General features: G+C 60.2%; 19 protein-coding genes. 7 read left to right on the forward strand and 12 right to left on the reverse strand.

The annotated features are described in order from the left end of the window. The 4 genes from GSQ80_RS21155 to acpS form a co-directional block, all read right to left on the reverse strand. The coding region (locus GSQ80_RS21155) for a beta-propeller fold lactonase family protein (protein WP_158789633.1) at positions 1-1,230 on the reverse strand (1,230 nt) is incomplete at its 3' end. A 251-nt stretch (positions 1,231-1,481) separates the two neighbouring features. After that, entirely contained in the window at positions 1,482-3,557 is a 2,076-nt protein-coding gene (locus tag GSQ80_RS21160) for a M13 family metallopeptidase (RefSeq protein ID WP_158789634.1), read from the reverse strand. Between the two features lie 153 nt (positions 3,558-3,710). Then, complete coding sequence (locus GSQ80_RS21165; RefSeq protein WP_158789635.1) at positions 3,711-4,796, reverse strand: MlaD family protein; 1,086 nt, start codon at positions 4,794-4,796, stop codon at positions 3,711-3,713. A gap of 141 nt (positions 4,797-4,937) precedes the next feature. After that, positions 4,938-5,318 (reverse strand): holo-ACP synthase, encoded by a 381-nt coding sequence (gene acpS, locus GSQ80_RS21170; protein ID WP_158789636.1) that lies wholly within the window; start codon positions 5,316-5,318, stop codon positions 4,938-4,940. Positions 5,319-5,342: 24 nt separating this feature from the next. Between acpS and GSQ80_RS21175 the strand changes: the two genes are divergently transcribed. From GSQ80_RS21175 to GSQ80_RS21190, 4 genes are all read left to right on the forward strand, one after another. Next, entirely contained in the window at positions 5,343-5,921 is a 579-nt protein-coding gene (locus GSQ80_RS21175; RefSeq protein WP_158789637.1) for a hypothetical protein, read from the forward strand. Between the two features lie 66 nt (positions 5,922-5,987). Then, complete coding sequence (locus GSQ80_RS21180; protein WP_158789638.1) at positions 5,988-6,746, forward strand: ABC transporter ATP-binding protein; 759 nt, start codon at positions 5,988-5,990, stop codon at positions 6,744-6,746. Positions 6,747-6,748: 2 nt separating this feature from the next. Then, complete coding sequence (locus GSQ80_RS21185; RefSeq protein ID WP_158789639.1) at positions 6,749-7,066, forward strand: helix-hairpin-helix domain-containing protein; 318 nt, start codon at positions 6,749-6,751, stop codon at positions 7,064-7,066. Positions 7,067-7,446: 380 nt separating this feature from the next. Beyond that, entirely contained in the window at positions 7,447-8,151 is a 705-nt protein-coding gene (locus GSQ80_RS21190; protein ID WP_158789640.1) for a DUF4397 domain-containing protein, read from the forward strand. Positions 8,152-8,227: 76 nt separating this feature from the next. On the opposite strand, the gene ahcY is transcribed toward GSQ80_RS21190, so the two are convergent. From ahcY to GSQ80_RS21210, 4 genes are all read right to left on the reverse strand, one after another. Continuing rightward, positions 8,228-9,670, reverse strand: coding sequence for an adenosylhomocysteinase (ahcY, locus tag GSQ80_RS21195; protein ID WP_158789641.1), 1,443 nt, complete (start codon positions 9,668-9,670; stop codon positions 8,228-8,230). 134 nt (positions 9,671-9,804) lie between these two features. Continuing rightward, positions 9,805-10,476, reverse strand: coding sequence for a dephospho-CoA kinase (gene coaE / locus GSQ80_RS21200; RefSeq protein WP_254059834.1), 672 nt, complete (start codon positions 10,474-10,476; stop codon positions 9,805-9,807). After that, the gene (locus GSQ80_RS21205; protein ID WP_158789642.1) at positions 10,477-10,695 is read right to left on the reverse strand and encodes a hypothetical protein; all 219 of its coding nucleotides are present in this window, start codon (positions 10,693-10,695) and stop codon (positions 10,477-10,479) included. 41 nt (positions 10,696-10,736) lie between these two features. Beyond that, the gene (locus GSQ80_RS21210; RefSeq protein WP_158789643.1) at positions 10,737-11,675 is read right to left on the reverse strand and encodes a bifunctional 5,10-methylenetetrahydrofolate dehydrogenase/5,10-methenyltetrahydrofolate cyclohydrolase; all 939 of its coding nucleotides are present in this window, start codon (positions 11,673-11,675) and stop codon (positions 10,737-10,739) included. A 161-nt stretch (positions 11,676-11,836) separates the two neighbouring features. Between GSQ80_RS21210 and GSQ80_RS21215 the strand changes: the two genes are divergently transcribed. After that, positions 11,837-12,100 carry a hypothetical protein gene (locus tag GSQ80_RS21215; protein WP_158789644.1) on the forward strand — a complete coding sequence of 88 codons (264 nt, stop codon included), beginning with the start codon at positions 11,837-11,839 and terminating at the stop codon, positions 12,098-12,100. A 12-nt stretch (positions 12,101-12,112) separates the two neighbouring features. Here the strand turns inward: GSQ80_RS21215 and GSQ80_RS21220 are convergent, their stop codons facing one another. The 3 genes from GSQ80_RS21220 to GSQ80_RS21230 all read right to left on the reverse strand — a co-directional run bounded on the left by GSQ80_RS21220 (position 12,113) and on the right by GSQ80_RS21230 (position 13,182). Next, positions 12,113-12,412 carry a DUF5076 domain-containing protein gene (locus GSQ80_RS21220; RefSeq protein WP_158789645.1) on the reverse strand — a complete coding sequence of 100 codons (300 nt, stop codon included), beginning with the start codon at positions 12,410-12,412 and terminating at the stop codon, positions 12,113-12,115. 70 nt (positions 12,413-12,482) lie between these two features. After that, entirely contained in the window at positions 12,483-12,692 is a 210-nt protein-coding gene (locus GSQ80_RS21225; protein WP_158789646.1) for a hypothetical protein, read from the reverse strand. A gap of 40 nt (positions 12,693-12,732) precedes the next feature. Beyond that, positions 12,733-13,182, reverse strand: coding sequence for a TonB family protein (locus GSQ80_RS21230; RefSeq protein ID WP_158789647.1), 450 nt, complete (start codon positions 13,180-13,182; stop codon positions 12,733-12,735). Positions 13,183-13,374: 192 nt separating this feature from the next. Here GSQ80_RS21230 and GSQ80_RS21235 point away from each other — a divergent pair, with 192 nt between their 5' ends. Continuing rightward, positions 13,375-15,459: a M3 family metallopeptidase gene (locus GSQ80_RS21235; protein WP_158789648.1), complete on the forward strand. Its 2,085-nt coding sequence runs from the start codon at positions 13,375-13,377 to the stop codon at positions 15,457-15,459. 287 nt (positions 15,460-15,746) lie between these two features. Here GSQ80_RS21235 and aroE read toward each other — a convergent pair whose 3' ends face one another. Continuing rightward, positions 15,747-17,600, reverse strand: a complete 1,854-nt coding sequence (aroE, locus tag GSQ80_RS21240; RefSeq protein ID WP_158789649.1) for a shikimate dehydrogenase — start codon at positions 17,598-17,600, stop codon at positions 15,747-15,749. Positions 17,601-18,119: 519 nt separating this feature from the next. Here aroE and pgeF point away from each other — a divergent pair. After that, positions 18,120-19,175 carry a peptidoglycan editing factor PgeF gene (gene pgeF, locus GSQ80_RS21245; protein WP_158789650.1) on the forward strand — a complete coding sequence of 352 codons (1,056 nt, stop codon included), beginning with the start codon at positions 18,120-18,122 and terminating at the stop codon, positions 19,173-19,175. Positions 19,176-19,186 lie beyond the last annotated feature (11 nt).

Raw genomic sequence — 19,186 nt, forward strand, 5'->3', positions numbered from 1 at the left:
CAACTGGGAGAGTTCGCCAGTGCCTCCAACTCCATTGCCTCCGTTGATCGCGAAGCCAGTCACCGTTCCATCGTTGTAGTTCGATGTGTAGAGGTACTGGCTGCTCGGATCCTCGACAATGCACGTCGGCCCGGAACCAACCGGGTATGGCGAGCCAATAATCGGCTGCAGTTGCTGGTTGGTTGTATTGATCGTTAGCGCCGACAGCGAGCTGAACGGCGTGGTCGGCTGTGTGCTCGTCGTCGAGTTGTTCGCGACATACAGCTTCGTCCCTGAGTTGTCGATAAACGAATATGTCGGATCCGATGTATTGGGGAATATGGTCGCCAGGTTCGTAAAGCCGCCGTTGAGCGCCGTCAGGTTGCATGCCCCCGTCGACTGGTAGCCATACAGGACGTTGCTCGCCGCATCCGTCAGGAACATGAAGGTTCCCGAACCATTGATGGACGTGATGTTGGTCTTTATGCCGGTCGTCGACTGCGGGATCACGATGTTGCCCGTGGTCGTAAACACCAGCTGGCCGGACCCTCCAATCGAATACGGTGTAACCGTCTGAGCCCCCGACGCGTTGTATCCGCCGTTGACCGTATACAGGCAGCCGCCCTGCGACTTCGACATGACGGGAGAAGGTCCAACTTCCCAGAACGGCAGGTTCACCTGGCCGACCTGGGTCTGCGAGTTGGTCAGCAGCGTCAGGCGGCCCGTGTTGGCGTCTGCCACAAATGCCGTGATCGAGCCGTTGCCACTCGTGTTCGGCGCATTATAAAGACCGGTCTCCGTATTTAAGCCGGGAGAATACTTATCCAGCACATACAGGTACGTGCCGCTGGAGTCCATCTGCGCCCACTGCGTGATATATCCCTGGCTCTGGTAGGACTGCTGGAATACCAGGACGCCGTCACCACCAACGCTGTACTCCGCAATCGTCTGATCGCTGCCCGGGCCATTGGCGCTGCCGCCTACACCTTGATTAATGATGTATACGAACCGTCCACCCGACTTGATCACAATCGAGACTGGGACGGATCCGTTGCTTGAAAAGGGCGACCCCGGAACCTCTGTCAGGTTGCCGGAATACTGATCTACCTTGAATCCGGCGACCTGGTTATATTCCTGCCCTAACACCCACATGTAACCGATGGTGCCACCACCACAGGCAGTCATGCCAAGACCCAATGCCAACGACGCGAACAAGGCCATCGACCACCGGCCAATCAAACTCAACTTCATGCGTTTCCTTCATCCCCGTCCGGGAGTAGCCATCATGGCTTGTTCGAACAGGGAAACCTGTATAAGAGGGAGTACAGAACCTAGGTGTGATTGTAGAAGGTACAGCGACTTTACGCCAATTTTTGCCGCAGTCATTTCCACCTCCAAACCTGATTTCGATATGCTTTCGACTCGCCAGCCGCGGAATGGAGAGCAGAAAAAAAGACCCCGGACCGAAGTCCGAGGCCTCTTCCATCATTTCGGGTCCAGTTTTACCAGGTGCGGCAGCCCCCACTCGCCGGCATCATCGGCTGGCCAACCTTGCAGCCAAACGCCTTGCCGAACTCGTCGAAGTTCTGCACTGAACCATTGGTCCGCCACTGTCCCGGACTATGCGGATCGGTCTTCGCTAGCACCCGCGCCGACTGTTCCGTCGCGTTCTGGCACCATACCTGTCCGAAGGCGATAAAGAACCGCTGCGCAGGCGTATAGCCGTCGCGCTTGCCGTCCGTGTAACCCGGTTCAGCCGCGGCTCCTTCTTTGGCGAGCGTGTCCATCAACGCCTGGTAGGCGATGCGCAGCCCGCCATTGTCCGCCGTGTTCTCGCCCAGCGTCAGATGCCCGTTCAGATTCTGCCCTGGCGCTGCCGCAAAGCCGTCATACTCCTTGGCCGTGCACTCGGTGCGGTCCTTGAACTTGGCCAGGTCTTCCGGAGTCCACCACACCTTCACATTGCCGTGCAGGTCGTACTTTGAGCCCTGGTCGTCGAAGCCATGCGTCATCTCGTGGCCAATCACCACACCGATGCCGCCAAAGTTCACCGCTGGATCCATGGCGTTGTCATAGAACGGAGGCTGCAGAATGCCGGCAGGGAAGTTGATGTTGTTCTGCGGAGGGTTGTAGTAGGCGTTCACCGTCGGCGGCGTCATGCCCCACTCCATCGTATCTACCGGCTTGCCATACTTGTCGAGATTGCGCTTCTCCTCAAACCAATCGGCACGCTGTACATTCCCGAGCAGATCGTCACGCTTCACCACCACGCTGGAGTAGTCCCTCCAGTGAGTCGGATAGCCAATCTTATCGGTGATCGCATCCAGCTTCTTCCGCGCCTCCGCCTTGGTCGCATCGCTCATCCACGGCAGCGTCTGCAGGTCAGCCGCCATCGACGCCTCGAGCGCATGCACCAGCTTCTCCATGTTGGCCTTCGCATCGGGCGGGAAATTCTGCTTCACCCAATCCTGCCCCACCGCCTCTCCGAGCGCGCGATCCGTCAACCGCGTGCAGCGCTTCCAGCGTGGTTGCTGCTCCTTCTGGCCTTGCAGGGTCTGCGAGAAGAACGCGAAGTTCTCATCCTCAAACGGCTTCGACAGCAAGGGAGCGGCCTCGTGCAGCGTGTGCCAGCGCAGGTACGCTTTGATCGCCTGCAGAGGCTGCGTGCTCAGCACCTCGTTCACCGTCGTCACATATCCCGGACTCACCACGTCGACGTCCTTCACCTGCGGCATGCCGATGCCATCCAGGTAAACCGTCCAGTCGTAGTTCGGGCTCAGCTTCTGCAGATCGGCGACGCTCATCATGTGATAACGCTTGGCCGGATCGCGCATCTCCACCCGGTCCATCGAACCCTTCGCCAGCGACGTCTCAATCTGCATCACGTCGTTCGCTTCGGCGACCGCTTTGTCCTGGGTATCGCCAAGCAGCGTGAACATCTTCACCAGGTGGTCCATATACTGCTTGCGGATCGTCACAAAGCGCGCGTCCGGATTCAGATAGTAATCCCGGTCAGGAAGCGTCAGCCCGCCTTGCCCCGTCGCGGCAATCTGCTGCGAGCTGTCCTTCTGATCCTGGGTCACGCCGATGCCGAAGAAACCGCCACCGCCCCGCTTGAGCTGCTTCGCATTGAACGCCGCCAGGTCTTTAGCGCCCTCGAGCGCGGCAATCGCCTCCAACTCCGCCTCTAAGGGTTTAACTCCCAGCTTGTCCACCTCGGTCGTATTCATGCAGGCGGCAAAGAAGTCACCGTACTGCCGCTGCAGCGCGGTCTTGGGCGCGTCGGCTGCCGACTTCAACTCCGTGTACAGCAGGTAGTTGTTGCGCTCGGACAGCTCGTTGAACCGTCCCCAACGCACCTGGTCGGACGGTATCGGGTTAGCTTTCATCCAGTTCCCGCAGGCGTACTGGTAAAAGTCGGTGCACGGGTCGGCCGTCTTGTCGATCGACGCCACATCGAAGCTCACCGGCTTCTTCGGAGCTGAGGTTGGCCCACTGTCGGCTGGCGTGGAAAAGGTCTGAGCCATACAAACGGGTGCCGCGATGGCAAGCACGATTGCGGATAGAAAGGTACGCATGGATCTCCTTAATTGCAGACAGCACGTCGCTCTGTCGCAGCCAGAATAGAGCAAAAATCTATGGTCGCGAAAGGGCACAGCTGGGTAACGATGCCCATCATACGTCGACAGCCGGCCAGAAGTTTCAGCCCAGCCCGCCGATTCGCTGCCGCTCTAGAAGATCTTCAGGTGGATGACCAGGTACTTCTTCGGGTCCTTCCGAATCGCCGTCACCAGGTCCGTGCTGCTGGTCAGAAGAGTGTTGAGGTTGGTGTACATCGTGGGATCCGTCGCCAGCTTACCGATCGTCCCCTTGCCGGTATTCACATTGGTGAGCAGCAAATCCAACTGCGTCACCGTCCCGTCCAGCTTCTTCGCGAAGGCCGGGTCCTTGGTCAGCAGGCCCAACGCCCCCCTGCCTGCATCCGCCTCCGCCAGCAGATCATTCGCGTGCTTCAGCGTCGAATTCAGGTTGTTATACAGCGTCTCGTCCTTCAGCAATTTGCCCGCCGAGCCCTTGCCATTGTTCAAATCCGACGCGATCTGCTGCAGCTTGGCCGACGTATCGTTCAACCGGTCGTAGAGCTGGTCGTCGTGCAGAAGTTTTCCTGCCGAACCCTTCCCCTCGTTCAAATTCGTCACCATCGCCTGCAACTGGTTGATTGTCAGCACGGCCTTGTTGTACATCTCCGGGTCATTGATCAGCTTGCCGACCGTGCCCTTGCCCTGCTGAATGTTGTCCACAATGATGTTCATCTTTGCCAGGATGACATTCAGGCTCTCAATCGTTCCCTGGCTGGCCTTCACCACGTCAGTAAGATTCGGCGTCTGCAGCGTCGCTAGTTCCGTCCCGGTCTGCACCTCCGGCCCCGTTGCCACCACGCTGTTGATGTCCAACACCGTATCGCCCAGCACGCCCACCGTCGAAAGCGACGCCTTCGAATCCGTGTGCACGCTGGCGTGATACTTGGGGTCGATCTTGAAGGTGACCTTCACCGGCGTCAACTTGCGCGCCGGATCCGTCGACACGGTCACATGCGTCACCTCACCGATCGTGACACCCTCGAGGTTCACGGCCGCGCCGATCTTCAGGCCATCAGAGTTCTGAAAGTAGGTGTAGAGAATGATCTTATGGCTGAAAACATTCATTCCCGACGCGCTCGTCATGAGAAAAAGCAGCGTGCTCAGAAGAGCGATCGACACCAGGACGATCAGCCCAACCTTCAGCTGCGACCATTTGACTTCTTGCTGGCTGGGCATCGAACTCCTCGGAGATCTGTCATCAGTAAGAGCAGATCGGGCATGTCACACTGTGAAACCATCGTATCAGCGCTTTGCAGGAAATCATCGCCGGAAGTCTGCCAACTTTGGATGCAACCATTTTCCGTCAAGGTGCTGTACTTAATCTTCCGCCACCACCACCGCGATCGATAATCCCCGCGAATGCGCCAAACTTAACGACAACCGCCGGATCCCCAGCGCCTTCGCCACCTCCTCCGCCCTTCCGCTCAGATACAGCTCAGGCCGCTGCCCCGGAAGCCTCCGAACCTCAAACTCGAGCCAGTTCACACCCCGGCTGATCCCCGTTCCCAGCGCCTTCGCGCCCGCTTCCTTGGCCGCAAAACGGGCCGCCAGGCTCTCTGCCGGGTTCTTTTTCTTGCGCTGGCAGTACTCAATCTCCCCAGCCGTGAATACACGCCGCAGAAATGCCTCGCCATACCGCTCCACGGTATGCGCGATCCGCTCAATCTCGATCAGGTCCGTGCCAAGCCCGATGACCAAGGGCCACCCCCATGCTCTGGATCTATGGCTTTCAGTGTACGCACACTTCCGTTCGCCCAACATCCCACACTGTCGCGACGAATATCGCTCCACGATAGCCACCACGCCCCCGCTTCCGTCGCAGCCTGCGACACCGCTCACGTCCCGTCGCCGATCTCCGATATCCCCTACAGCAAGCGAGGCACCATGAACCCTGAGCCGCTCGGCATCTCCGAAACCACTCTCCCCGCGGAAATACCCCTAATCCTCCTTCGCGGCCGCTCCTTTGAAGACCATCAGGAGTTCGTGCCAATCCTGCTGGAGACCATGGCAAGCTGCGGCTGCTGGCTGCTGCAACGCCGCGAGCTCCCTCCCAACGCCACCGAGCTCAGCTTCGAGCTCCTGCTGCGCTCAGTCTTTGAGCTCTACAGCGGCCTCCTCTCCTGCGGCGTCGAGCTCTCCCGCGACAGCCACACCCGCATGAAGAGCCTCTGCACCGTCCGCGACCACAACCCTCACCGCGCCAGGCGCCGCCGCGTCCTCACCGTCCGCCTCGAGCTCATCTTCGTGGACGAGCCAGACTGCCCCTCGGACCTGGCCCAAATCGCCACGGGCCTTGCCTGACATCCCGCGGAAGCCCCTGCCCCGAAGCTCCTGCAACCTCCCGCTGCGATAGACTTGAATTCTCATATGGAATCAAGCAGCCAAGCCGCAGTCCTCACTCCACCCCCCACCGCAAATGCCCCCATCATCTCCGCCCAACACTTAGGGAAGATCTATGGCTCCGGCAAGCTAAAGGTCGAAGCCCTCCGCGATGTCACCTTCGACGTCCAGCCGGGCGAGTTCGTCGCCATCGTTGGCCCCTCCGGCTCCGGCAAATCGACGCTCTTCTATATCCTCGGCGGCCTCACCTCGGCGACCTCCGGCTCCCTGCTCATCCAGGGCAAAGACTTCTCCCGACTATCTGACCCGCAGCGCACCAGCCTGCGCCGCTCCCAGATCGGCTTCGTATTCCAGCGCTTCAACCTGCTGCCCACCATCTCCGCCCAGGCCAACATTGAGCTAGCCCACGAGATCGCCGCGACCGGTAAGCCCTTCGACCAGCAGCTTCTCAACGAACTCACTGGCCTCCTGAAGATCGAAGGCCGTCTCGACCACCGCCCCAACGAACTCTCCGGCGGCGAGCAGCAGCGCGTCGCCATCGCCCGCGCCCTCATCACCCGTCCCGCCATCGTGCTGGCCGATGAGCCCACCGGCAACCTCGACTCCCAGAACGCCGACACCGTCCTATCGATGCTCCACGCCTCCAGCCGCGAGCTTAACCAGACCGTGCTCATGATCACGCATAACCCTGAGGCCGCCCAGATCGCCGACCGCATCCTGCACATGCGCGACGGTCAGATCCTCAAGATCGAAGAAGGCAGCCGCCGCGTTTCTCGCAGCCTCTAGCGATGCGCCTCCTCCGCACCCTTGTCCTCTTGGCTCTCGGCGTCGCGCTCAATCTTGCCTGCGCCCAAGCTTCCGGCCAAGTTTCCTTCGAGCAGCAGCTTGCGCATAGCAGGCAACTACCGTCCGAACCGCTCGACATCAACACCGCCACCCAACACCAACTAAACGCCCTGCCCGGCTTCGGTCCCGCCTACACTAGGCGCGTGATCGCTGGCCGTCCCTACACGGCCAAAAACCAGCTCGCCACCCGCGGCGTCATCCCCCAGGGAGCCTACGAACGCATCTCCGACCTCATCGTCGCCCACCGTGTAGCCAAGTAATCCACACCTGCCAAACTCGCCTATTGACGAAAGTCCCCTCTCTCGGCGTAGTATTGGCGGCGCAGCAAAAGAAAGAGAGCTAGCCCCGTGTGTAAATGTCCTTTCGGGCATTACGCTCGGGGCTGATTTTTGTCCGCAGCCACAGCTCACATCTCAGACACCCTCCCGCCACGCCTTTCCTCCTTTGGCACTCCAACCGTTTTTGCACGCCCCAACGCGCGACGAAGCGCCCGCAAATCCGATAAAGTGAGCTGGTACGCGAATTCCGCGCAGCCAGTCAGTTCGGGCCTCCCCTAACCCTCTTAATGGCGTCAATCCCCAATCCCGGCAGACCCCGAGCAGCTCGCATCTCTGATCGCCGCCGAGCCTTCTTTGCCGCCATGCTACTCGCTGCCGTCGGGCTCTCCGGTTGCCAGGGCATCACCTCCACCTCTGCACAGCTCCGCATCATCGACGCCTCCCCCGATGCTGGCGTCATCGACTCCTACCAGAACAGCTCCGCCCTCGCCTATAACCTCGGCTTCGGCACCACGACCAGCTACATTCCTATGTCCCCCGGCGTCTACAACCTCGCCGCCGCCAAGGCCGGAACTCGCCAGACCCTGGTAGCCAACAACGAAACCCTCGCCCCCAACCGCCAGTACACCGAGATCATCGGCGCGGGCCTGGCCAACCTCCAGCAGACCCTCCTGCTCGATCAGTCCACCCCCGCCTCCTCCGGCCGCATCGCCATCCGCGTCATCAACCAGACCACCCGCTCCGGCGCCGTCGACGTCTATCTTGTTCCATTCTCCCCTTCACAGGCCAAGGGAAGCAGCACCTCGCCCATGGCCGTCAACCTCGGCTTTGGCGCCAACTCCGGATACATCGACCTCCCCGAAGGCACCTATGCCATCGACGTCGTTCCCACCGGAACCGTGCTCGCCTCTTCCACCGTCACGCTGTTCAGCGGCGCCCAGATCGCCTACGTCTCAGGCGCCGTCCGCACCATCGTCCTCATCGATCAAGCGCCCGTCGGTGCGCAACACGCAGCGCCTACTCCCGGCGTGCAGGCCATCGTCGCCGAAGACGCCGACGCGCAATAACGAAGGGAATGGAAGCAGTTAAAGCTGAAGGCCGCCGATATCCTCGGCGGCCTTTGCTATTTCCTACTTCCTGTTCCTAGTACCGGTAGTGCTCTGACTTGTACGGTCCTTCCACCGGCACGCTCAGGTAGTTCGCCTGCTTCTCGTTGAGCGTCGTCAGCTTCACGCCAATCTTCTCCAGGTGCAGCCGCGCAACTTCCTCATCCAGCAACTTCGGCAGAATATAGATCCCGATCTCGTACTTGTCCTTGTTCTTCCAAAGATCAAGCTGCGCAAGCGTCTGGTTAGCAAAGCTGTTGGACATCACGAAGCTCGGATGCCCGGTAGCGCAACCCAGGTTCACCAGCCGACCCTCAGCCAGCACGAAGATCGCGTTGCCATTCTCGAACGTGTACTTGTCCACCTGCGCCTTGATGTTCTCGCGCACGGCGCCCTTGTACGCATTCAACGGCTCCATCTGGATCTCGTTGTCGAAGTGTCCAATGTTGCAGACAATCGCCTGGTCCTTCATCTTCTTCATGTGCTCGAGCGTGATGATGTCGACATTGCCCGTGCAGGTTACATAGATATCGCCGCGGCCGAGTGTATCCTCGAGCGTCGTGACCTCGTAACCTTCCATCGCCGCCTGCAGCGCATTGATCGGATCGATCTCGGTAACGATCACGCGAGCACCCAGCCCGCGCAAGCTCGCCGCCGAACCCTTACCCACATCGCCATACCCGCAGACCACAGCAACCTTGCCCGCCACCATCACATCGGTAGCGCGCTTGATGCCGTCGACGAGCGACTCGCGGCAGCCATACAGGTTGTCGAACTTGCTCTTGGTCACCGAGTCATTCACATTGATCGCCGGCACCAGCAGCGTGCCGTGCTCCAGCATCTTGTAGAGCCGGTGAACGCCGGTGGTCGTCTCTTCCGAAACACCGCGCCACTCTTTGACGACGTCATGCCAATGCGCAGGACGCTCAGCATGAACCTTCTTCAGCAGCGCCTTGATGACATCTTCCTCGTGCGAACCCGAAGCCGAATCTACCCACTTGTCGCCGTTCTCGAGCTCATAGCCCTTGTGGATCAGCAGCGTCGCGTCGCCACCATCATCGATGATGAGCTGTGGTCCGAGGAAACCGCCGTTGCCGTTAGGGAACGTCAGCGCCTCATTCGTGCACCACCAGAACTCCTCCAGCGTCTCGCCCTTCCAGGCAAACACCGGCACGCCCGCCGCCGCAATCGCAGCAGCCGCGTGATCCTGCGTGGAGAAGATATTGCAGCTCGCCCAGCGCACGTCCGCGCCAAGGTCCACCATCGTCTCGATCAGCACGGCCGTCTGAATCGTCATATGCAGCGAGCCCATCACGCGCACGCCGGCCAGCGGCTTCTCCGCGGCATACTTCCGCCGGATCGACATCAACCCGGGCATCTCCTGCTCCGCGATGATGATCTCTTTGCGTCCCCACTCCGCAAGCCCAATATCGGCTACCTTGTATTTCGGCTGTACTGTTTCCAATGTCGCTGTCGCCATAGTGTTCTCCTGAAAATCGTGTACCTCAAGGGTATCAAATTCAAGGGCCTTCCCGCGCAGGAAACCCCCATCGCGCCCTCAGTCTTCATACCGTAGCGTGTCTCCCACGCCATCTTCGATTCGCTCAAGCAGCCTCAGCGTTTCCCGCCAGCCCGCTCCATCTGTTGCAACTGCTCCCACACCACTGCAACCTGCTGCTCCAGGAACTCCACATCTCCATCGTTATGCAACACCAGGCAGTCGCCCGGATACACCGTCGCATGCTGCACCTGCAGCCGCCGCCGCGCATCGGCTTCAAATCCCTCCCGCTCATCGCCACACAGTGCCCGCCCCGCCGCAATGCGATCCACAAAGCGCGCAATCTTCACCTCTTCGGGAGCGTCCACCACCAGCACGCAGTCGAACCGGTCCCGCCAGCTCCCGCGCGGTGCATGCTGCGTCGAGAAAATCAGAGCCGACTCCACCACCACAATCGCGTGCGGGCTCGTCTTCTCGAGTTCCGCCAGCTGCTCCGCCTGCGCGTCAATCACGGCTGGATGAATAATTGCGTTCAGCTCCTCGATCCTTGGCAGCTTCGCATCGAACGCCAGCGCCGCGAGCTTCTTCCGATCCAGCGTCCCATCCTCCGCAACCACCTCGCGACCAAACGCCTCCACAATCTGCGCGTAAGCTCGCTCACCCGGCTGCATCAACGCACGCCCCATCTCATCGGACGACAGCACTACCGCGTCGCGCTCCGCCAGCATCCGCGCCACCGTCGACTTGCCGCTTCCCAAATCTCCCGTAAGTCCTACACGCAGCATCATTCAGCCTTTGGACCCACTCTTCGATGCGCGAATCATCGGGATGACAATCAAGACCACGACGAACAGCGGAACCATGGCGGCGATCACCCCGGTCCAAGGCAGCGGCTTCTTTGCAAACCACACAACCAGGCACTCAACGAGACAGGCAGAGAGAGCAATCGCCGCGAACCGTCGGAACGGCTGCATCTGAGGTCCAGAAAAAACATTTCGCAGTTTCATGACCGTCTGTCTCCTCTCACGAACATCTCTGTGCCTGAAGTCTACGCTCGCCGCAGCCGCGCGGCCTTCACCGTATTCGCCATCAGCATCGCAATCGTCAGCGCGCCCACGCCTCCCGGAACCGGCGTATACGCCCCCGAAATTGCAAACGCCGCCGGATCCACATCGCCCATCAGCGTCGATCCACGCTTCTCAAATGCCGCGCGCCGCGTCGCATTGCCGGGGAAAAACTTCTGCAGCTCCGCCTCGGTCGAAATCGGATTCATCCCGACATCAATGATCGTCGCGCCCGGCTTCACCATCTCTGCACTCACGAAGCCAGCCTTCCCAATTGCCGCCACCACAATATCCGCCTCGCGCGTAATCGCCCCTAGGTCAGCCGTCTGCGAGTGGCACACCGTCACGGTCGCCGAAGCATTGATCAGCATCGCAGCCGCGGGTTTCCCGACAATGTTCGACCGCCCAATCACCACCGCGCGCTTGCCGCGAATCTGAATCTTGCTTCGCCGCAGAATTTCCATAATCCCCGCAGGCGTGCACGGCGCAAGAATCTCCTCCATCGGAGATCCACTCAGCAGCCTTCCTGCGTTCACCGGATGAAAGCCATCAACGTCCTTCTCCGGCATCACAGCTTCCAGCAGCCGGGACGTATCCACATGTGCCGGCAACGGCAGCTGAATTAAAATCCCGTCAATATTCTCGCGCGCGTTGAGCGATGCCACCAGTGCGAGCAACTCCTCCGTCGTCACACTCGCCGGCGGCGTGTGCATCTCGGAATAAATCCCCAGCTCCCCGCAGGTCTTGACCTTGCTGCGCACATAAATCTGCGAGGCAGGCACTTCGCCTACAAGGATCACTGCAAGCCCCGGCACATATCCGCGCTCGCGCGCAGCCTCGACCTCCGCGGCCAGCTCTGACTTGATTTGCCCGGCGATCGCAATGCCGTCAAGCACAATCGGTGATGAAACGATAGAAGACATACTTACAGGATATCGTGTGCTCGCGAGGATTCATTCCCATCCCGGCACCACGAAATGTAACTTTTGTGAATAAATCACATCGCCTCTGCAACCTGCACCGTACGATTCTTGTCTAACGGTACAAGTCGCGTATCTCTATCGCGATCAAAGGAGGTCGAACCGTGAGCGAAGCCGAAAATAAGAACGATGACCGCACTTACGTCGAGCAATTTACGCCCACCGACCTCATGACGCTGCGCAATGAGCTCCTGCAGTCCGGCGTCGATTCGTTCCAGGCTGCCGAGATCGTTGCCAACTTCCTCAGCGGTCGTGGCTACGGCGTCTCCAACCACGAGGCCCGCACCGCCGCGTCACGCATTGAAGTTCCCGGCTGCACCGCGGAGCACATTCAGGCCGAGCTCGAACGCGTCGCTCTCGCAATGTAATTTTGCCCACCTCTATTGCTTGATCTCACCCTCGGGCTCATCCGTCGGCGAATCAATCTCGGCCTGAAAACCCTCCAGCAACCGCTCCAGGAACGCCTCTTCATCGAAGTCCTTGCGATGCATCGACTCGGCATTCACAATGTGCCGAGCGAGATCCGCCAGCACGATCCCCCACGCAAACGGATCCTCCCACGCGCCACTCCGCAGGCTCACATGCTGTCCCTGCTCAGCCACCCACACCCGCAGTAGTTCAAACGAAGCCTTGTCGCGACTTGCAGCAGGCGGCGGATCAAGAAATTTCGCAGTGGCCATAGACCCTCCTAACACTCACAGGCGCTCCTGACGCTCAAAGACGAAGCGCGCTCCCCTCGAACCTATGCCCTTAGAGCTTACGCCAGCTTGTCCAATCCTCCGAATACCGCCCCGCAACCACACCTAATCCCCGCCCAAAATGCTGCGAGGTGAGGTCAACAGCCTTCAGCTCGCAAACATGCCTAATCGCCGGCCCAAAATGCTGCGAGGTGAAGGCCATAGCCTTCCCCTCGCAAACAAGCCTAATCGCCGGCCCAAAATGCTGCGAGGTGAAGGCCATAGCCTTCACCTCGCAAACAAGGGCCCGAAATAGTTGCCTCTTACTCGATCCTGAAGTTAACCGTCATTTCCATCGGCACAGCGCTTCCATTCAAAGTCGCTGGCTTATAGCGATACTGGCTTGCCGCGGTAAGAATCGCCTGGTCCGTGAACTTGTCGGTCGACTGAATCACCTTCAAGTCCGTGGGCTTGCCAGACGCGTCGACCGTCATCGCAACGCGCACAACGCGATCTTCCGGTCCAACTGCTTGCAGAATCTGTTCGCGATTAACATCCACCGAGTGCACAAGCACCGGTGCTGTAACGCCGGACGAAACTCGTACGACGGTTGGGCTTGCGCTATGGTCTGCAGACTTGATCCCAGCAAGTGCAGCAGGCTGCACGTTGCTCGATTCAAGAGTGGGCGTAGATCCGGGCTGAGCAGACGACTTCACCTGTCCATGCATCATCAAAGGTGAGATCGCGAGGATGGCCAACATAGTACGCTTCATAGGATTAACCTCAATGGGTAAGAGTACCCGTCATCAATCTATCCTCTGAAGGATACGATTGTCAAAATATTTCCTAAGTCCATCAAAATGAGACAGGCCTTCCGCTTGCCCTGCCAACCCGCACTTCACACACCCTCATCGCCTACACTGATAACAAGCGCCCAGCGCCACATGTAAGGGGAGATCGCATCCATGCAGGCAGTCGAAGAAAATTCCAAATCGTCCGAGTCAGCAACTCACCCCATCCCCGATCCGCTGCACATCTGGACTGGCCTCGCCGACGCCAACGCCGCGAACGCCTGGGTCGAGCATCACCTCGCCGCCTCGCGCGCCCGCATCGCCGACCTCCTCGCCATCACCGGCCCCCGCACCATCGACAACACTCTCGTCCCCTACGATCGCGCCTGCTGGCATCTCCGCATGGCTGGCTCGCAGAGCGGCGTGATGTTCATGGTTCATCCACTAGCCGACGTCCGCGATGCAGCCCAGCAGCTATCTCAAGTAATCGGCGCCGAGAGCGTAGCCCTCAGCCTCAACCGCGATGTCTACCAGGCCCTCGCCGCACTCAACACATCGCTCGTCGACGCGCCCACCTCCGCTGACGCCGCCACGCTCTACTACCTCGACCGCGCCCTCCTCGGCTACCGTCTTTCTGGCGTCGACAAAGACGAACCCACCCGCGATCGCATCCGCGCTCTCGCCGACACCATGACGCAGCTCAGCATGACCTTCAGCCGCGCCGTCCAGGACGACGTCCGCAAGATCCCCGTCGACAATCCCGACGACCTCCTCGGCCTTCCCGACGACTACCTCACCCGCCACGGCGTCCACCCCGCCAAAGCCAGCGACGACGGCCCTTATCTCACCGCCGACGCCCCCGTAGTCCTCACCACCGATCCCCCCGAGATGGCGCCCATCATGACCTACGCCATCAACCCTCAACTCCGCCGCCGCATGTATCTCGCTTACAACGACCGCGCCTATCCCGCCAACAAGCAGGTCCTCCTCGATCTCCTCTCCTCGCGCGAAGAGATGGCCACGCTCCTCGGCTTCCGCAGCTGGGCTGACCTCGCCACCGTCGACCAGATGATGGGCTCCGCCGCCAACATGCGCACCTTCCTCAACGAAGTCGAAGCCGCAGCCCTGGAAACCGCAAAGCAGGAGTTCGCCGAGCTCGAAGCCTTCGTCCAGGAACGCGATCCCAACGCCCTCCCGCTCACCCTCAGCGACGCCCGCTTCTGGGAAGAGCAATATCGTCGCGCGCGCTACGATTTCGACTCGCAATCCGTCCGCCCCTACTTCCCCTATGAGCAGGTAGAAGCCGGCATCCTCTCGACCGCCGGCAAACTCTTCGGCGTAACTTTCGCGCGCGCAGAAGACGCCATCGTCTGGGCCCCCGGCGTCAAGGCCTTCAACGTCATCGACAACGACGCGACCTCATCCACGCACGCGCAAACCATCGGCCGTATCTATCTCGACATGCACCCGCGCGAAGGCAAGAGCAAGTGGTTCAGCGAGTGTTCTCTCGTCAGCGGCGTCCTCAACCTGCAACTCCCCGAAGCCTCACTCGTCTGCAACTTCCCGCAACCCTCCGCAGACGACGCAGGTCTCATGCAATACTCCGACGTCGTCACCTGCTTCCACGAATTCGGCCACCTCATGCACGAAGTCCTTGGTGGCCGCCAGCGCTGGGCTGGCCAGTCCGGCATCTCCACCGAAGGCGACTTCGTCGAAGTCCCCTCGCAGATGCTCGAAGAATTTTTCGAAGACCCCGAGCTAGTCCGCACCTTCGCCCGCCACTATCAAACCGGCGAGCCTATACCCCACGATGTCTTCGCCCGCATGGTCCGCGCCAGCGCCCACGGCCGCGCCCTCGCCACCCTAACCCAGGTAATGTACGCCACGTACTCCATGGAAACGCACGACAAACCCGTGGCAGACCTCGACCTCGACGCTCTCCTCCGCACCGGCTACGACCGCTTCTCCCGCTACGAATTCGTCGACGGTAACCGCATGTACTCCGCCTTCACCCACCTCGTCGGTTACACGTCGAACTACTACACCTACCTCTACGACAAGGTGATGGCCCTCGAGTTCTTCGCGCAATTCGACCCACAGAATTTAATTGAAGGCCCCACCGCCCTCCGCTATCGTCGCGAAGTCCTCGAGCCCGGAGGCTCCAAACCAGCGCGCGCTCTAGTCCAGGCCTTCCTAGGCCGCGAAGTAAGCATGTCCGCCCTAAAGCAATGGATCGCCCGCGAATTCGACGCCAACTAGATTCGCCGTAGCTCTTGCGTGTGTGGTTGCCGTTGCCTTTCTTTCTGTCATTCCCTCTGGGAATCTGCTCCTGCCGTTGTTGTTGCTCTCGCTTTTCTGGCTGTCATCCCGCACCCTGAGCGAGTCGAAGGGGAAGGAATCTGCTTCTCCACCGACGCTCTGAGACAAGCGGAGCGCGCTCAACAAAATATGATTCGCTTTTGCTTCTGAGATAGGCCGGGACTTAGTCTCGGCAATAAACAGCGATCAGGAACAGGGGCTTTAGCCCCTGGGACAAATCCCACCCGCTACCGCGACTTCGCCTTAGGCTTAGCCTTCACCGCAGCCTTCACCGGAGGCTTCCGCCGCACCGGTTTCGCAGGCGCCGCCTTGCGCACCGGAGCAGCCTTCCGCACCGGAACCTTCGCCGCACTCTTCGCTACCGGCTTAGCCTTCACTGCAACCGGCGCAGCCTTCGTCTTCACCGGCGCCGCAACCGCAGACTTCTCCTTAGGAGTAGCCACAGCTTCAGCCTTCACTGCGGGCGCAGGCACGCTCGCAGCATGCGTCTCCGCCGCGGCCCCCGCCGAACCCTCAGCACTCTGGCGCAGGGAGTGCAACACCACCCGCAACATCTCTTCCTCCGGCGCCGGCTTGCCCGTCCAAATCTCGAACTGCCGCGCACCCTGCTGCACAAACATCTCCACGCCCGTGATCACGGCAATACCCTTCTGCCGAGCCATCCTTAGCAACGGTGTCTCAATCGGGTTATAGACCAGATCAAACACATACCGCGCATTGATCTCGTTGGCCTCCAGCGGAGACGCCGGCACACTCTTCGCCCCCGCCTTCACTGCTCCAGCCATCCCCACCGGAGTCGCATTGATGATCACATCAAACTGAGTCTTGGCCGCCACGTCGCGCTTGATCGCCTTCGCACCCGACTGCCTCGCCAGCTTCTGCGCAGTCTCTGGCGTGCGGTTAAGGATGTACACCTCCGCGCCCTTGTCACAACAACCAAACACCGCCGCACGCGCTGCACCACCGGCACCCAGCACCAGCACCTTCGCGCCCTTCAACGACATCCGTCGTTCCAGCGGAGCCACAATACCCGCGACATCGGTGTTGAACCCGTAGAACTTCCCATCCTGCGCACGAAGAATCGTATTCACCGCGCCAATCTTCGCCGAAAGCGCATCCGTCCGCTCCAGCAGCGGCATCACGTCCTGCTTCAGCGGCATCGTGATGCTCATGCCCTGGATCGGCACCTCGCGCGCCAGCTTGAACAGATCATCAGCCTTCGATGTCTGTAGCCCCAGATACACAGCATTCACGGTCTCGCGCCGGAAAGCCGTATTCATCATCAGCGGCGACAGCGAGCTCTTGATCGGATTTCCCGCAACGCCATAGATCTTTGTCGCTGCATCCACCTGGTCCACGCGGTACGTCTCAAGCAGCGTGCGCGCCGCGATCTGTCCCGGCGCGGTCTCTTCGCCTTGGCTCGCGGCAGCAAATGTAAACGCCGACCCAGCTCTCAGTCCAAGCACCCGAGAAATAATTCCCGGCTCGCCCATGCAAATCCCGACCACACTCGAGTTGCTCTCATCTTCGACGCGTTCCAGAAACTTCATCAGCGTGAGGTTGTCAGACAGCGACCGCGCCGTAGGCACAATCTTAATGAAATCGGGATGAAATGGCTTGATCCGCCCATACACCGAATCCAGGTCCTTGGTCGCATGGAAGTCGTGGTAGCTGATGATCACCGCGGCCCCAGCCTCGCGCAGTTGGCTCATCGTGCTCTTGGGCAGCTTCTCGATCGACTCCAACTCAATATCGACCAGATGAAATCCAGCCGCAGCCGCCTTCAGCAAAATCTCAAGCGCCGCCGTCCTCGATCCATCGAACCGCCCGCCATTATCTTTCAGTCGGCATGTCGCAATCACCGTCGCTGCGCCATTCTCCGTTAAAAAATGTTTCAGCGCTGGCAGCGCGGCCAACGGTTTGGCCAGGTAATCCAGCCGAAACTCCAGAAAGGTGGACTCTTTCAGTACTTCCGTAGCCTTCTCGATCATCTCGTTTGGAGATGTACCGATGATGACCACACAAAGCTTTCCAATGCGGGAGCGAAGTAGGTGCGAGGCGATTTGAGTTGAATTATTCATGCTGCAGTCGCGGTATGATAAACGCCGATCTCTCTCAATTGCAATAGGTTGGGTGTGATAATCCAGTTAAAGCCAAATTTCCCGAAGCCTCATACACTGGCTTTCCGCCATGGAACGCAATTCTCGTCGTTCGATGCACAGGGAAGTTCAAGGCCTTGCGAATCTTCACATACCTGCGCGATTGGACGTTCAGGACAGGGGAAGGTTGCAATTCATAGCTGAATTCCTGCAGAAACTACATGAATTCATCGGATTCTCCAATTCTTGAAATATGTGCAACCAATCCATCCCCTCGAGCGTCTGAAGTTACAACTGAGAGGCTATTCAATCTGTCCTACCTGAAGTAAGCTCCTCCTCTTTGCCCTTTTTTTGGGCGACCCCCCGGTTATTCCTCAGTTAATCCCCTCCCCAAAGCCTCTCAAGGGCCCGCCAGAAAGCGGGCCCAAAACTTTTTAACCCTCTAAAATCCTTTGCTTACAGGCTCACTCCGCCGAAAGTCCCACCCTGTAAAATCCCCCTATGCGTCGCAAGACCACCCCGCAGCCGAAGCCCTCCCAACGACCAGCCAACCCCGACGCAACTCTCACGGCCGCAGGCCTCACCCACGACACCCGCCGCTCGACCAAACCATCCCCATCCGCCCCAAAACCCTCCCCACCCGACACCCGCCGCCGCTCCACCCCGGGCATCCTCGCCGTCCCCACCTGGAGCGCGCACCCCTGGCTCATCGCTGGATTCAGCACCCGCCAGGGTGGTCTCTCCACCGCCTACGCCGCCGGCGGCCCTCCCGAACAAAACCTCGGCTACACCCCAGAGGACGCCCCCGCGACCGTCGCCACAGCCCGTCAACGCTTGGTCGCAACCCTCACAAAATCCTGCAAGCCCGTCCCCGACCTCATCACCATCCGCCAATGCCACACCGGCATCATTCAAAGAGTCAACGCCGCCGACCTCCCACTCACCACACCCGCCGGCAAAGCCCTCCTCCGCGGCGACGCCCTCTACACCCGCGATCCGAACATCCTCCTCGGCATCCTCACCGCCGACTGCGTCCCCGTCCTCATCGCCGACACCCGCACCCACGCCATCGCCGCCTTCCACGCCGGCTGGCGCGGCACCCTCGCCCGCATCGTCGAGCGCGGCATCGGCACCCTACGTCGCGACTTCGGCTCCCGCCCCCAGGACCTCATCGCCGCCATCGGCCCCTCCATCGGCGCCTGCTGCTTCGCCGTCGGCGAAGAAGTTCGCCACGAGTTCGAAAGCCAGTTCGCCTACGCACCCTCGCTCTTCTCCGAGGTCTACGACGCCGACCCCATCCGCGAAAAGTATCCGATGCTCTTCCTAACCGCCCGCGCCCCCGGCCACTCCAACCTCGGCCCCCAGATCCACATGGACCTCTGGGAAGCCAACCGCCGCCAGCTCCTCGACGCCGGCCTCAAGGCCTCATCCATCACCCTCATCGGACACTGCACCGCCTGCACCCGTCTCCGCGACGGCCGCCGAAAATACTTCAGCCACCGCGCCGAACAAGGCTTCACGGGCCGCATGCTAAGCATCATCGGAACTAAGAACTAAGAACTAAGAAC

The sequence above is a fragment of the Granulicella sp. L46 genome, assembly GCF_009765785.1.
Classification (GTDB): Bacteria; Acidobacteriota; Terriglobia; order Terriglobales; family Acidobacteriaceae; genus Granulicella.